This is a genomic window from Neobacillus sp. PS2-9, from assembly GCF_030915525.1.
In the GTDB taxonomy this organism is placed as follows: Bacteria; Bacillota; Bacilli; order Bacillales; family Cytobacillaceae; genus Neobacillus.
This window is the reverse complement of sequence record NZ_CP133269.1, coordinates 819,800-834,165: the sequence shown is the minus strand read 5'-3', so window position 1 is coordinate 834,165 and position 14,366 is coordinate 819,800. Positions and strand designations below refer to the sequence as shown.

14 protein-coding genes and 1 riboswitch are annotated in these 14,366 nt (G+C 41.3%); of the genes, 6 read left to right on the top strand and 8 right to left on the bottom strand.

Annotation, left to right across the window (positions count from 1 at the left end):
* Window positions 1-219: 219 nt before the first annotated feature.
* A complete protein-coding gene (locus RCG25_RS04165) occupies window positions 220-363 on the bottom strand; it encodes a hypothetical protein (protein ID WP_308082430.1) in 144 nt (47 codons plus the stop codon).
* Between the two features lie 208 nt (window positions 364-571).
* Here RCG25_RS04165 and RCG25_RS04160 point away from each other — a divergent pair, with 208 nt between their 5' ends.
* Window positions 572-1,624, top strand: coding sequence for a multicopper oxidase domain-containing protein (locus RCG25_RS04160; RefSeq protein WP_308082429.1), 1,053 nt, complete (start codon window positions 572-574; stop codon window positions 1,622-1,624).
* Window positions 1,625-1,670: 46 nt separating this feature from the next.
* Here RCG25_RS04160 and RCG25_RS04155 read toward each other — a convergent pair whose 3' ends face one another.
* Complete coding sequence (locus tag RCG25_RS04155) at window positions 1,671-1,850, bottom strand: hypothetical protein (protein WP_308082428.1); 180 nt, start codon at window positions 1,848-1,850, stop codon at window positions 1,671-1,673.
* A 50-nt stretch (window positions 1,851-1,900) separates the two neighbouring features.
* A riboswitch (cyclic di-GMP riboswitch) is annotated at window positions 1,901-1,985 on the bottom strand.
* Between the two features lie 234 nt (window positions 1,986-2,219).
* Here RCG25_RS04155 and RCG25_RS04150 point away from each other — a divergent pair.
* Entirely contained in the window at window positions 2,220-2,990 is a 771-nt protein-coding gene (locus tag RCG25_RS04150) for a M15 family metallopeptidase (protein WP_308082427.1), read from the top strand.
* Between the two features lie 109 nt (window positions 2,991-3,099).
* On the opposite strand, the gene RCG25_RS04145 is transcribed toward RCG25_RS04150, so the two are convergent.
* Both RCG25_RS04145 and RCG25_RS04140 read right to left on the bottom strand, forming a co-directional pair.
* Window positions 3,100-4,278 (bottom strand): toxic anion resistance protein, encoded by a 1,179-nt coding sequence (locus tag RCG25_RS04145; RefSeq protein WP_308082426.1) that lies wholly within the window; start codon window positions 4,276-4,278, stop codon window positions 3,100-3,102.
* On the bottom strand, window positions 4,275-4,931 hold the full coding sequence (locus RCG25_RS04140) for a 5-bromo-4-chloroindolyl phosphate hydrolysis family protein (RefSeq protein WP_308082425.1): 657 nt from the start codon (window positions 4,929-4,931) through the stop codon (window positions 4,275-4,277). The genes RCG25_RS04145 and RCG25_RS04140 overlap by 4 nt, the downstream gene beginning before the upstream one ends.
* A 264-nt stretch (window positions 4,932-5,195) precedes the next feature.
* Between RCG25_RS04140 and RCG25_RS04135 the strand changes: the two genes are divergently transcribed.
* Entirely contained in the window at window positions 5,196-5,885 is a 690-nt protein-coding gene (locus tag RCG25_RS04135) for a hypothetical protein (protein ID WP_308082424.1), read from the top strand.
* A gap of 85 nt (window positions 5,886-5,970) precedes the next feature.
* On the opposite strand, the gene RCG25_RS04130 is transcribed toward RCG25_RS04135, so the two are convergent.
* On the bottom strand, window positions 5,971-6,357 hold the full coding sequence (locus RCG25_RS04130) for an SMU1112c/YaeR family gloxylase I-like metalloprotein (protein WP_308084091.1): 387 nt from the start codon (window positions 6,355-6,357) through the stop codon (window positions 5,971-5,973).
* Window positions 6,358-6,372: 15 nt separating this feature from the next.
* The gene (gene wecB / locus RCG25_RS04125; RefSeq protein WP_308082423.1) at window positions 6,373-7,524 is read right to left on the bottom strand and encodes a non-hydrolyzing UDP-N-acetylglucosamine 2-epimerase; all 1,152 of its coding nucleotides are present in this window, start codon (window positions 7,522-7,524) and stop codon (window positions 6,373-6,375) included.
* Window positions 7,525-7,772: 248 nt separating this feature from the next.
* Here wecB and RCG25_RS04120 point away from each other — a divergent pair, with 248 nt between their 5' ends.
* From RCG25_RS04120 to zupT, 3 genes are all read left to right on the top strand, one after another.
* Entirely contained in the window at window positions 7,773-9,149 is a 1,377-nt protein-coding gene (locus tag RCG25_RS04120) for a S1C family serine protease (RefSeq protein ID WP_308082422.1), read from the top strand.
* A 325-nt stretch (window positions 9,150-9,474) separates the two neighbouring features.
* Window positions 9,475-10,410 carry a polyisoprenyl-teichoic acid--peptidoglycan teichoic acid transferase TagU gene (locus tag RCG25_RS04115; protein WP_308082421.1) on the top strand — a complete coding sequence of 312 codons (936 nt, stop codon included), beginning with the start codon at window positions 9,475-9,477 and terminating at the stop codon, window positions 10,408-10,410.
* A 182-nt stretch (window positions 10,411-10,592) separates the two neighbouring features.
* The gene (gene zupT, locus RCG25_RS04110; RefSeq protein ID WP_308082420.1) at window positions 10,593-11,402 is read left to right on the top strand and encodes a zinc transporter ZupT; all 810 of its coding nucleotides are present in this window, start codon (window positions 10,593-10,595) and stop codon (window positions 11,400-11,402) included.
* A 998-nt stretch (window positions 11,403-12,400) separates the two neighbouring features.
* Here the strand turns inward: zupT and rbsK are convergent.
* Both rbsK and RCG25_RS04100 read right to left on the bottom strand, forming a co-directional pair.
* A complete protein-coding gene (rbsK, locus tag RCG25_RS04105; RefSeq protein WP_308082419.1) occupies window positions 12,401-13,324 on the bottom strand; it encodes a ribokinase in 924 nt (307 codons plus the stop codon).
* Window positions 13,325-13,395: 71 nt separating this feature from the next.
* On the bottom strand, window positions 13,396-14,355 hold the full coding sequence (locus tag RCG25_RS04100) for a substrate-binding domain-containing protein (RefSeq protein WP_308082418.1): 960 nt from the start codon (window positions 14,353-14,355) through the stop codon (window positions 13,396-13,398).
* Window positions 14,356-14,366: the final 11 nt, after the last annotated feature.

Sequence of the window (14,366 nt, the reverse complement as noted above, 5' to 3'; positions counted from 1 at the left end):
CAACAGAAAAATAATAATTATCCACATTTACCAACAGCTTTATCCACAATACTGTAACTAGCTTAGTGGGAATTTATACTTAACCAACTTATATCCACAACTTCAAATGCAGATATCCCCAAAAATTCAGACTTATTCACAATTTTATCCCACTTACCCACAATGATATTGGGCATAGTCAAAGGACCTAATTAACGCTAACTAGGCCCCTTACATTTGTTAATCGACTAGTTCGTTTTTATCAGTGCTGGCTGATTCTGCTTTTTCAACAATCTCTCTAAGCTCTCCTTCATCGCCCTTAGCATTGATGATTTCAAATATTTGATTCAGCCCTTCACTTGTTTTGTCACCTTTATTTTTCAAAAAAAATCCCTCCTTTTATGTCTAGAATATCCATATTTCCGTGGTATTATTTAGCATTTACACAGTGCAAATACAAGTTTGCTCACTAATTCACAAAATGTTCACTATCAAAGTCTGATTGAGTGATTATTATCACTAGGGGGTTTTTTCCAAGAAGTAAAATGAAAGCGTAGACAAAACAATTAGGGGATAAATGGAGGAGATTTAAATGGTTAAGATCGCAAAATTTGCAGCAATTCTCGTTTCTTCTGTCATGTTAGTAAGTGCTTGTGGAAAAACTGATTCTTCTAATGAAAAAGTTGTTAAAGCCGAAGCCAGCAAGAAAACCACATCACAAGTGTTTGGACCCCATGAGCATTTGAATCAGAAACCAACTCCCATAAAAATAGCCCGCATTGGTGAACATGAAGTAAACGTTGAAATGACGGCTCAAATTACTGATATTGAAATTTCAAAAGGGGATATGTATAAAGCATGGACCTTTAATGGCGAAGCACCTGGACCAGTCATTGTTGTCAATCAGGGGGATAAAATCAATTTTACCTTAAAAAATATGGACCCATCGATTCCACATAGCATGGATATGCATGCAGTACATGCCGCACCATCTACCGATTTTGCTAATGTTATGCCAAATCAAACGGGAACGTTCAGCTACCCAGCCGATAATCCAGGGGTGTTTATGTATCATTGCGGAACAAAACCTATTCTCTCTCATATTGCGAACGGAATGCATGGGACGATTATCGTCAAACCAAAAACAGGCTATCCAACAGATGGCGATGTTGATCGCGAGTTCGTGATTGTACAAAATGAATGGTATAAATACAATGACTTGGACGATTTTACAAATGGCACACCAAAATATGTAGTTTTTTCAGCTAAAGCTTTAAAAGATGGGGATACCAATACAAATGGTACGGTTGGTGCCCTTGTTGACAAACCGCTGCTAGCAAAAGTGGGGGATAAAGTACGGTTCTATGTGATGAACGTTGGTCCGAATGAAGTCAGCAGCTTCCATGTCGTAGGTACCCTTTTTGATGATGTGTATATGGACGGAAATCCGTATAACCGAATGAAAGGACTACAAACCGTCCTACTTGCAGCAAGTGGCGGAGCGGTTGTGGAATTTACGGTAACAAAAGAAGGCAGCTATCCATTCGTAACCCATCAGTTCAATCATGCGACAAAAGGCGCTGTCGGAGTGTTGAAGGTGACCAAAGACGGCCATGATGACGGAAGTGAAACAATGTCGCATTAAAAATATTTAAAGCCTAGGCTACGGGAGCCTAGGCTTTACTTTTTAATCATAGTGGCAGCGTCTGCATCTTGGAAACAAGCTCCAATGCCTTACTATAATGATATGTCGCTTTTACCTTAAGTTTCATTTTTAACTCTGCACATAAGCAATCCTGTTGCAACAGTTCGTTGTGACGGTGTTGAAATAAATGATAGTAGTACATACCCTTCATCAACAATTTTAACACATGAAAACCTCCTCAATTGTGGTTTACATAAATCGACGGAGTAAGTCGTGTTCGGTAACTGGCTGGCATTGTCATGAAACAGTAGCCCCTTTAGTTTTGCGTCACCATTTTTCAATGGTTTTGCCGTTTCGTACGATTTATGTGTTTATAAAAATCATAAGCAACATAATTATTTTTATAAAGAGTCTTTAGACCTATATATTGGGACAAATTACTAATTCAACCTAATGAAAATATAAAAAATAGGTAAACAGGAAAGTAATTCATGATTGAGTTTATGTGGACTGATTTGATTTAGGACGTTTTAAAGTCTTTTATCGTGTCCATGATGGTGAATGAAGTGAATTATTTTATAAAAGGACGTTTGCCATGTCAAATTTGCGAGTTACTGTTGTATCTTTACTCATTTTGGTTTTTGTCGTTGCTGGCTGCTCATTGAAAAATCATTTTACGCAAAATGACGAGGAGAAGTGGAACAATCAACCAATTAGTGCGAATAAGTCTGCAATTAAAAAAAAGAGCGTCCATCCTGAAAATGAGGCTCTCCAAGTGGTTGCCTCTCCTGAAGCCATTCCTGTTTTGATCAATAAGAACCATAAACTGCCTGATGGTTATACCCCAACCGATTTAGTCTATCCAGATATTCCATTTACGTTTGAAAAAAAGACAGAGAAACGAAAATTGCGCATAAAAGCAGCGGAGGCGATTGAAAAATTGTTTGCTGGGGCAAAGCAGGATAGCGTTAATCTACTTGGTGTTTCTGCTTACAGATCCCATGAGGCCCAAACCGTTTTATTCAATTATTACGTGAGTTTAGATGGATACGAAGCAGCCCGAACCTATAGTGCCATTCCAGGCACTAGTGAACATGAGACTGGACTTGCCATCGATGTGACCGGAGGTGATGGAAAATGCGCAGCAGAAGATTGCTTCGCGGGAACGCCGGAGGCAGATTGGCTCGAAAAGCATGCGGCTGAATATGGCTTCATCATCCGCTACCCAAATGGCAAAGACGCTGTTACTGGTTACAAATATGAACCCTGGCACCTCCGCTACGTTGGAAAATCCATCGCCAAACAAATCACGAACCGTGGCATCACCCTCGAAGAATACCTAAAAGCAACCCCGGTAAATAACTAAATGCGGGTGTCATTGCGGTGCCAGGCACCAATAAAGACACTTTTCCTCCTCTCGTGGGACAACTTTAGCAAAAAAACACCCCGCTGCAGTGGTAAGCAGCAGGGTGTTTTTATTTGCCTTTGATTTCGAGTAGTTTGAGGCGAAGGTCGTTTTCCATGGTGGCCAGTTCTTGTTCGGCGAGACGGCGCTTGTGGCGGCCTTCTTCCTGTATTCGCATCGTTTCTTCCAGTGTGGAAATCAAGCTCTCTTGGGTTTTCTTTAAAGTTTCGATATCAACGAGACCACGCTCGTTTTCTTTTGCCGTTTCAATGGTATTGGTCTTTAGCATTTCTGCATTTTTCAACAGTAGCTCATTGGTCGTTTTCGATACTTGCTTTTGTGCCTCAACTGCATGGCGCTGGCGAATTAATGTCAATGCGATGGCCACTTGATTTTTCCATAATGGAATCGCCGTCATGATCGATGATTGAATTTTTTCAACAAGCGCTTGGTTAGTATTTTGAATCAGCCTAATTTGCGGCGCACTTTGAATCGTGATTTCTCGGCTTAATTTCAAATCATACAGCCGCTTATCCAGACGGTCTGCAAACTGAATCATGTCGTTTACTTCTTGAAACTTCATTTGGTCATTTGTCGTTTCCGCCGCTCTTTTCAACTGCGGGATGGTTTTTGTCTGCATCTCTTCCAGCTTAATTTCTCCTGCAGCAATATACACGTTTAACGCATGGAAATATTCTTTATTTGTCTCATAGAGCTGTTCAAGCAGCTTAATATCCGATAAAAGAACATTTTTACTGCGATCGAGCTTCACACTAATCCGATCGATTTGCGCCCCTGTTTTCTGATACTTGGACAACACCTCTTGCAGCGATCCGGAAATTTTCCCAAACATCCGCGCAAACAAGGAAGGCTTCCCATCCTTTAATTCATCGGGATTCACCTCATTCAATCGCTTCATTAAGTCATTGATGATATCCCCAATTTCGCCGACATCTTTCTTCTGTACATGCTCAAGCATAGTATGTGAGAAGGACAACAGTTTACCTTGCGCCTGGGTTCCGTACTGAATCATAGCTTGATGGTTGGTCGGATCAATTTGTTCCGCAATCTGGTAGGCTTTTGCCCTATGCTCTGCTGGAATTACATCAATTAATTTGACTGGCTTGGCCTCACTTGACTGCTGGACTGGCTGTTTAGAGAGCTCAAGTTGGTCACCGAACGGATCTGCTAGAATATCATCTAGTAAATTTCCACTTTTATTTAAATCAATTGGGTTGTTTTCACTCATTTTTTCCACCTATTTTCTTCAGGGAATTTAGCATCCTTTTGCTTATTAATCGAATGCTTGGCAACATCAATTTCAAAGTTCAATGTATCAATATCATCGGAGATCACATGATATAAATCCTCTTCCAGCACCTTTGTCAATTCGTTTAAAGTCCTGCGAGTTTCGATAAGGGATTGCCCCATCTCCATGTTTTGTTTGGGTTGGGAGGATAGAAAGCTATATTTTTCAGTAAGCTCGACAACAGAATCTAAATGAGAAAAATAAAATTGCTCCGCTTGATAAAAACGCTTCGGTTCCTTCATCGTCATTTTCTGGATCTTCTTTGTAATCCGTAAAATATCAATTCTTTGTTTCACAGAGGACAGATCCCGAATGGAAAAGAGGTTTTTATTTAAGCGATTAATTTTCCGTTTCGCCTCTGATAAGTTTTTCAAAATATAGCGATATTCCTTTCTAGACAGCTGATGCTTTTTTAAAAAGCGGATGTTCTGAAAGAATGCCAAGACCACATGGGTAAGGATTCCACCCAGGATAGCGAAAAAAGTGGATGCCCAAAATCCTTGGCCTAGTGGGATGTAGCATATAAGCCATGTGAGTACTGTAATAGGGATAGCTACGAACGAGCGGACAATTAACGATAATATTGGATTCATAATAGATCGACTCCTGACTAATATCCTTTTTATTCATACGAATAAAAGTAAACGAATGTTTCATTTACTTTAAAAAACGTCTTCAAAAGAAAGATATTTCCATTTATTACTTCAACAATACATGAAAAAGTTCCTGCCTGCCATGGACTACAAACGGAAAGAAATCTAAGTCTTAAGACGTATTTTTCATTTATGGGCTTTTACCCAAGAAAGATAGAAAAAGATACATAGGCTAATGGATAAAGCGAAAGAGGAGAGTGAGGAATGATGTATCAACCTTATCACATGCCCGGTGAGCATCAACACCTTTTGGTAAGACAACACGGAGGACATCACCATTCTGGCAACTCATCTCATCAAAGCAATCAGCAGCATTACCATAGTGGAGGCGGTCAGGATCACCTTGGTAATCCATCACATGGTCATGGTGGTCCGTCTCAACATGGAAATCCAACACATCATTGGTACCCGCCACAACATGGAAGTCAGTCAAATCATGGTGGATCATCCTACCATGGGAACCAGCCCCATCATGACTATCCATCTCATCACGGAGACCATCACAATCATGGACATCAATCTGATTCCGGCTTTGGCCTGGGGCAATTAGGATCAGGGCTCCTGGGTCTCGGATTAGGCTATTTAGGTTCTTCTGGACTTCTCGGTGGAGGTGCGCCTGTTTATGGCGGATATGGGCCTGGGCAGGGCTATTATGGATATGGTCCGGGAGCAGGAGCGCTGGGGGGTGTTGGGATCCCTCCTCTAGCAGGGATAGGCTCTACTGCACAAATCGGAGGTTATTCTGGGGTAGGATTTGGCACCCCAGGTTATCCAGGAGCGGTAACCGGCCCACTAAATCCCTATGGCCCCTATTCCCAAAACCCGAATATCGGTGGATACGGCACCTGGTCCCCCTATGAATATGGTATTCCAGGTGTCAGGTACCACTTGTGAATAGATGTCCACCCCTGAAGGACCACGCATATAAAAAAGAAGCAGGTGATCCACTTGAGATTACCTGCTTCTTTTTCGTAAACTCTTATCGCTCGTAAAGTTCGATCGGTAATCCGTCAGGATCAGCGAAAAACGTAAATTTCTTGTTCGTCAAATCATCTATACGAATCGGTTCAACCTTGATTTGAAGGCCTTCTAAATAGGATACGGCGCTTTCTATGTCCTCTACCTCAAACGCAAGATGTCTTAATCCAGCCGCTTCCGGGTAACTAGTTCGCGGCGGCGGATCTGGGAAGGAAAACAGCTCAATCTGATAGTGACCGTTGACTTCCAGATCAAGTTTATAGGAATCTCGTTCCTCCCGATAAACTTCACTAATAGGCCTCAATCCTAAAATCCGCACATAGAAATCCTTTGACCGATCGTAGTCCGAACAAATCACCGCAATATGATGGATTTTCAGTAATTTCATCAACAACACAGCCTCTTACTTGTTTGGGCCAAAATCCGCAGGTTTTCCTTCGTTTCTGCCAAAGTGATAAAGAATGGCTTCCACTATTCGTTTTGAGGCAAAGCCGTCTCCATATGGATTAGATGCCTTAGCCATTTTGTCGTGGGCAGCTTTGTCAGATAGTAACTCGTCTGCTAAACCAAAGATGGTTTCCTCATCGGTACCAGCCAATTTTAATGTACCCGCTTCAATACCTTCCGGACGCTCCGTGGTATCACGCAGAACAAGAACAGGAACACCCAGCGATGGCGCCTCTTCCTGTACACCACCTGAATCAGTTAAGATTAAATAAGCTCTTGATGCAAAATTGTGGAAATCAATTACATCTAGCGGCTCGATTAGATGAATTCGGTCATTTTGCCCCAGCACCCGGTTAGCGATTTCACGTACTACAGGGTTCATATGAACAGGGTACACGACCTGAACATCCTCGTGTTTCTCCACGACACGACGAATCGCGCGGAACATGTTTTCCATTGGCTCTCCGGTATTTTCACGACGGTGTGCAGTCATAAGCACCAAACGGTCATCCCCCAGCTTCTCTAATACCTGGTGAGAATACGTGCCCTTCACCGTTGTTTTTAAGGCATCAATCGCGGTGTTACCTGTAATAAAGATGGACTCTTCTTTTTTATTTTCAACCATAAGATTTTGTTTTGATTGGACCGTTGGTGAAAAATGAAGATCAGCCAATACACCAGTTAACTGACGGTTCATTTCCTCAGGGTAAGGTGAATACTTGTTATGCGTCCGTAAGCCCGCTTCCACATGTCCAATTGGAATCTGGTGATAAAAAGCCGCCAAGCTTGCCACAAAAGTAGTCGTTGTATCGCCATGTACCAACACGATATCTGGCTTTACTTCCGCTAAAACTTGATTAAGCCCCTCTAAACTACGCGTGGTCACATCGATCAAGGATTGTCTTGCCTTCATAATGTTTAAGTCATAGTCAGGCGTAATCTCAAAAATATTTAAGACCTGGTCAAGCATTTCACGGTGCTGTGCAGTAACCGTGACAATCGACTTTATTTGATCTGGATATTTTTCTAACTCTTTTACAAGCGGAGCCATTTTAATGGCTTCCGGTCTCGTGCCAAACACTGTCATAACCTTCAATTGATTTTCCATAAAAACCTCCAAGTTGTTATCTATTGCCATTATACCTCTCTCTTGTCTTTTTGAAAAATCCCTGTCGTATCATGCTCAATTTTAGTCCATGCTTTTTACCTTTTTCAAGAAATCTTCATAAAGAATTCCCATTTACAATGGTCATTCTCGAATTTTCATAAAATTTTAATGTACAATATTACCTTTCACCCAAATCCGAATATATTGCAGAGTGCATTGTAAATATCAATTAAGAGGTGAATTGTATTTTGAAGAAAAGGGCCCTTTTTACCATACCTTTAAGCTTAATCCTCATAGCAGTAATTGTTACCTCCTTCTTCCTAATAAATATCAAACCTGCGACGGGCAATATTGCTCAAGCGCAAAAGTTAGCGGAATACACGAAGCCGGCTGTTGTTCGGATCCTTGATTACGCGGTCGTAGAATGGCAGTTTAATAATCCCAATGACCCTGAAGTAATGGCCCTATTGGAACAGCTAAACTATCAATCTGTTCTTGGTGGTTCAGGCTCTGGTGGGATTATCAGCTCCGATGGCTACATCGTAACAAATGCTCATGTAGTGGAAACGACGCAAATGAAAGATGAAGACATTGCCAATGCCGCCTTTGAACAGCTCGTTGGTATTATGGCAGACTATTTTAAAGTGGATTATGATACCGCCTATAAATATATGCTGAACTACACACAATACACGGGTGTGAAAAAGGTATTAAAGGTAATTTTACCTGGTGGAGACGTTCTTGATGGCGAGGTGAAGAGCTATGGTGCGCCAATTAATGAAGGAAAAGATGTCGCTGTTTTAAAAATTGAAGGCAAAAATCTGCCAACTTTACCACTTGGAAACTCAGACAATATTCAAAACCAAGACAATATTTGGGTCATTGGTTACCCGGCGGCAGCAGACTCTGACCTGTTATCACCAGACTCTTCATTAGTTTCCTCCATGAATGCAGGGCAAATTTCTGCTACTTCGAAAAAGACGGAACAAGGAAGCCCAGTCATTCAAATTAATGCGGCTGCCACTCATGGCAATAGCGGAGGCCCAGTTATCAATGAAAAAGGCGAGATTATTGGATTGCTCACCTTTAGAGGTGATACCGTAAACGGCCAAGAGGTCCAAGGCTTTAACTTTGCCGTACCAGTCAACACGGTGAAGGAATTTGTGAATCAGGCCGGTGTTAGAAATACGAAGAGTGAAACAGATAAGCTTTACCAGGAAGGCCTAGAATTATACTGGGGCGGCTATTATAAGCATGCTTTAGAGAAATTTGAGGCAGTGCAGCGAATCTATCCAAATCACTCTGAAATTAAACAATATATTGCTAATTCCGAGAAAAAGATGGATAGCAGTAAGACATTGTGGTCTGATTATGCAACGATTTTCTATATCATAGATGGTGTGGCAGGGTTGCTTATTCTTGTACTATTAGTGTTTACCTTTGCATTTAAACCGAAAGGACCCGCTGCAGTGGTAAGTGGTCCAACTCCTCCAATGCCAGGAAGTGGCGGCTTATCCGACCTTAATGGCGATGGAAAAATTGATGTCCAAGACATTCTCTACGCCCTACAGGAACAGCAGCGAAAACAAAATAAAGACAACAATAACAATAATCATAACAATTAGCAGTAAGGAAGTAGAATCGTAGAGGTAAGCTTATGGGGGCATTTGCGAGGGCCAAGATAGATAAATGAGGTGCAGTTTAAACTGCACCTCATTTTCTTTTGAATAGGCTGTGTTAAAGAACAATGTTGAATTTTTTTACACTGTTGATTGGAGCGGAAATCAACAAACAAGTTTAACAAAGCCTTTGAATAAAATAAAATATATGAACAATGGGATTTTTTCACGATAGGTGTTACAATAGAAAAAAAGTACTTTATATAGCACATTTTAAACTTTCTTCTCCATAGAAAAAGACTTACAACCTTATATGTTTGGGGGTTTTTTTATGTTTCCTGTTCGTTATAAAGAAAACAAAAGCATGAAATGGGTAAAGGTAGCAGGAATTATCCTACTTTTCCTTGTGATTGCGGGAGGTGCCTATGCCTTTACCGTATATAAGTCACTTAAATCTGCGGTTGTAACGATGCACCAGCCCGTTGAGCGAAAAATACAAGTCATAAGGCAAGAGCCGGTCGTCTTTGAGGAAAAAGATCCCTTCTCAGTTTTAATGCTTGGAGTCGATGAGCGGGAAGGTGACAAAGGAAGGTCTGATACGATTATTGTGCTGACGGTCAATCCGAATACCAATTCTGTAAAAATGCTTAGTATCCCACGAGACACACGGACGGAAATAGTAGGAAAAGGTACCGAGGATAAGATTAACCACGCCTATGCTTTTGGCGGCGTTCCCATGTCCATGGATACCGTAGAGAAATTTCTAGATATCCCAATTGACTATTACATGCAGATTAATATGGAAGGCTTTAAAGAGCTTGTGGATGCCGTGGGAGGAGTAAAAGTTCAGAATGATTTAGACTTCACGGTATATGGTTACCACTTTGCAAAAGGAGAAATTACACTAAATGGCGAAGAGGCTCTAGTATTTTCAAGAATGAGACATGAGGATCCGCGAGGTGATTTTGGAAGGCAATTCCGTCAGCGACAAATCATCCAAGCAGTGATCCATGAAGGGATGAGTTTATCAAGCCTCACCAATTTTTCTGATATCTTTAATGCGCTTGGAAAAAATATTAAAACCAATCTTACTTTTGAACAAATGGTAGATATTCAGAAAAACTATAGAAATGCAGGAAGAAACATTGAACAAATGGAAATAAAAGAAACTGGAACGATGATTAATAAAATCTACTATGGTTTGGTTTCACCAGAAGAAAAACAAAGAATCCAAACCGAGCTAAAAAAACAACTAGAATTACAATAGTAGTTCAATAGCTTAGTAGGCTGGCTCATAAAGAGTCAGCTTTTTTGGGTTATTTATAGGATGTCATTCTTCCGTTCTCCCTTTGTTGCTTGAAGGAAACATTTCTGAGTTAGTGCATATAAAATATAACTAAAAGTTCATGAGAATTTGATTATAAATTCCAAAAAGGGAGAGAATCGAAGGTGAATGAAAATCTGTTGTTGGCATTTGGATTAACATTATTTGCTGGCCTTGCAACCGGGATTGGGAGCGTTCTAGCATTCTTTACATCCCATACCAATACAAAATTTTTATCGGTGACCCTTGGTTTCTCAGCAGGAGTCATGATTTATGTATCAATGATTGAAATATTTGTTAAAGCTAAGGTTGCACTTGTTGACGCCTTAGGCTTAGGGCCTGGTAGTTGGGTAACAGTTGGTGGCTTTTTTGGCGGAATGCTGCTGATTGCCAGTATTGATAAATTTATTCCTAAACAAAGCAATCCCCATGAATTGAAGACAGTTGAAGATATGAATAATCCCTCTAGTCCAGGAAAAAAAACAGATTTATTAAAAATGGGAACTTTTACTGCCCTGGCTATTGGTATTCACAACTTTCCTGAAGGGATCGCCACCTTCACTTCTGCCTTACAGGATCCTGCGCTCGGTATTGCCATCGCTGTTGCTATTGCCATCCACAATATTCCTGAAGGCATTGCCGTATCGGTTCCCGTATATTTCGCAACAGGTGACAAAAAAAGGGCCTTTAAGCTTTCCTTCCTGTCTGGTTTATCAGAGCCAATTGGCGCCTTAGCTGCCTATCTATTCTTAATGCCTTTTCTAAATGACATTATGTTCGGAATCATTTTCGCATCCGTTGCGGGCATCATGGTTTTCATCTCCTTAGACGAACTACTCCCCGCAGCAAAAAGATATGACGAAGCCCATTTATCCATCTATGGTCTAATTGGTGGTATGGCGGTTATGGCCCTCAGCTTATTACTATTTATCTAACAAACAGTCGTAGCGGAAACATCCCAGCAACAACCGCCCACATATAAATTTTGCCATAAGAAAATCACAAGTTCCTTGGTCATCCCGGTCAAGAAGACTTGTTATTTAGCGGAGTGCAGAAAGACCTAGTCGTACTTAAGAGTACAAAAGTCCATATCCTTTAGTAGCTAGGTAACCTTGCCTTAGGCATTAGAAAATGCTCCTATTACTGGTCTGGCACTTTTTCTTTTAGCTCGGGCAATGGAACCTTCTTCTAGTTACCGGTCGCGCACTTTTTCTCTTAGCTCGGGCATTAGAACTTTCTTCTAGTTACCGGTCGCGCACTTTTTCTCTTAGCTCGGGCATTAGAACCTCCTTCTATTTACCGCTCGGACACCTTTTCTCTTGGCTTGGGCATTAGAACCTCCTTCTATTTACCGCTCGCTCACTTTTTCCCTTGGTTTGGGCATTAGAAGCTCCTTCTATTTACCGCTCGCTCACTTTTTCCCTTGGTTTGGGCATTAGAAGCTCCTTCTATTTACCGTTCGCGCACTTTTTTCTTGGTTCGGGCATTAGAACCTTCTTCTAGTTACCGCTCGCTCACTTTTTCTCTTGGCTTGGGCATTAGAACCTCCTTCTATTTACCGCTCGCGCACTTTTTCTCTTGGCTTGGGCATTAGAAGCTCCTTCTATTTACCGTTCGCGCACTTTTTCTTGGTTCGGGCATTAGAACCTTCTTCTAGTTACCGCTCGCTCACTTTTTCTCTTGGCTTGGGCATTAGAAGCTCCTTCTATTTACCGTTCGCGCACTTTTTTTCTTGGTTCGGGCATTAGAAATTTTCTTATTTATTGGTCTAGCTTCTTTCCATTTGATCCAGACATAAAATTCCACACTATCAATGACTGTGGCTGTGACAAATTTTATCCTTTCGTACCTTTTATCAAAAAGACAGCGAGCATACACTGCCCGCTGTCTTTTCCACGTGGCCTATGTCCACGGATGGTGCCTGACACCTAACTTACACTTTTTTTACTATTAGTTCCTCTACTTCATGTTGGTATGGCATCGCAGGTGCAGTTCCAATTTTGGTTACAGAAAGAGCTGCAACGGCGTTGGCATAGGCCATGGCTTCACGCACGGAAAATCCATTGCTTAGGGCATGAGCAAAGCCTCCATTAAAGGCATCTCCTGCTCCAGTGGTATCAACTGCTTCAACCTTAAAACTAGGTACAAGCTCTCCACTTTCGCCCCCAGTATAAAGGTAAGCGCCTTTGGAACCTAGAGTGATAATTACTGTACCCACACCTTGGCTGTAGATTTTCTGTGCGGCAACTAAGGCAGATGCCTCATTTGTAACTTCCACTCCCGTTAATTCAAACGCTTCTGTTTCATTAGGTGTAATATAGGCAATATCTGAAAGTATTTCTCTTGGAAACTCCTGAAAGGGAGCAGGATTTAATATCACCGGAACATCCCATTTCTTGGCTAGACGTACCGTTGTCACCACTGCCTCAATACTAGTTTCTAATTGAACTAACACAACGTCAGCTTCTTTGAATGTTTCTTCAGCAGCAACTACTTCATCTTCTGTAATTGTACCGCATGCCCCTAATGCCACCACAATGCTATTTTCGCTCCGGTCATCAACAGCAATCAATGCGGCCCCTGTCGCTTGATTAGGGTCCACCTTCATAAACTGGGTGTTTACTTTTTCCGCAGAAAAATGTGCCAAGGCCTCTCTTCCAAAAAGGTCATCACCCAACTTAGTAATAAACGTTACCTCTGAACCAGAGCGGGCCGCTGCCGTAGCCTGGTTCCCACCTTTTCCACCAGGTCCCATCTTGAATGGGCCACCTAGAACCGTCTCACCTGGTTTCGGAAGATGAGGCGTACGACTCATTAAATCCACCACATAACTTCCCACTACAACAACCTTTGACATGAAGAAACCTCCCTTTAAAGTAGTAAAAACGCAAGGTTAGATGCGTTTTTACTACTCTAACTATTATTCGATTACTTAGTTTTAACCTCATTTACGTTCTTAGGAGTCACAAGTGTTGAATCAAGAATTACTTCTTTATCAACTGATTCCTTTTTAGAAATTTTTAAAGCTGTCTTAACCGCTTCTTTTCCTAGGAATACTGGTGGTTCAGCAATGGTTGCTTCTAATTTTCCACCCTTAATCGCTTCAATAGCAGGATCAACTGCATCACAACCGATTAGAGTTATTTCATCTAGACGGCCTGCTGCTTCAATTGCAGCTAAGGCACCAAGAGCCATTTCATCATTTGCTGCATATACACCATCAATCTTAGGGTTTGCTTGTAAAATATCTTCCATTACTTTCATTGCTTGACCACGGTCAAAGTTTGCAGCCTGTCTTGCAACCACTTTGAATCCAGGAGTTTCGTCCACCACAGAATTGAAACCTTTACTTCTGAACTGTCCTACGTTTGTTCCTAGGATACCTTGAATTTCAACAATGTTTCCTTTACCGCCAAGAACTTCTTTTAAGAAGTTACCAGCAATCTTACCAGACTTAAGTGCGTCAAAACCAATATGGGTAACAACTTCCCCACCATTTGATTGACGGTCAATTGTAAATACCGGAATTTTGGCATCGTTAGCTTTCTTAACACCTTCTGCGATCGCATCACTATCGGCAGGGTCAATAATAAGGACATCGATATTTTGCTCTAAAAGGTTTTCAACATCTGCTAATTGTTTACCAGGATCGTTCTGTGCATCTGTAACAACAAGGTCAACCTTATCTTCCTTCGCCTGTGCTTCTGCCCCTTCTTTAACGGCTACGAAGAACGGATTGTTTAGAGTATTCATGGATAGACCGACTTTTAGCTTGCCATCCTTAGATTTTGAACCGGATGTTTTTGTACTTGAACCTTCGTCCATACTGCAACCAACAAGACCAATAATAATCGCAAATAATGCCAACAAAGAAATAATCTTTTTCATCTTAATACCCC

Coding starts and splice junctions, on each gene's coding strand:
- RCG25_RS04160 (WP_308082429.1), top strand. CDS start 572: ATGGTTAAGATCGCAAAATTTGCAGCAATTCTCGTTTCTTCTGTCATG.
- RCG25_RS04150 (WP_308082427.1), top strand. CDS start 2,220: ATGTCAAATTTGCGAGTTACTGTTGTATCTTTACTCATTTTGGTTTTT.
- RCG25_RS04145 (WP_308082426.1), bottom strand. CDS start 4,278: ATGAGTGAAAACAACCCAATTGATTTAAATAAAAGTGGAAATTTACTA.
- RCG25_RS04140 (WP_308082425.1), bottom strand. CDS start 4,931: ATGAATCCAATATTATCGTTAATTGTCCGCTCGTTCGTAGCTATCCCT.
- RCG25_RS04135 (WP_308082424.1), top strand. CDS start 5,196: ATGATGTATCAACCTTATCACATGCCCGGTGAGCATCAACACCTTTTG.
- RCG25_RS04130 (WP_308084091.1), bottom strand. CDS start 6,357: ATGAAATTACTGAAAATCCATCATATTGCGGTGATTTGTTCGGACTAC.
- wecB (WP_308082423.1), bottom strand. CDS start 7,524: ATGGAAAATCAATTGAAGGTTATGACAGTGTTTGGCACGAGACCGGAA.
- RCG25_RS04115 (WP_308082421.1), top strand. CDS start 9,475: ATGTTTCCTGTTCGTTATAAAGAAAACAAAAGCATGAAATGGGTAAAG.
- rbsK (WP_308082419.1), bottom strand. CDS start 13,324: ATGTCAAAGGTTGTTGTAGTGGGAAGTTATGTGGTGGATTTAATGAGT.
- RCG25_RS04100 (WP_308082418.1), bottom strand. CDS start 14,355: ATGAAAAAGATTATTTCTTTGTTGGCATTATTTGCGATTATTATTGGT.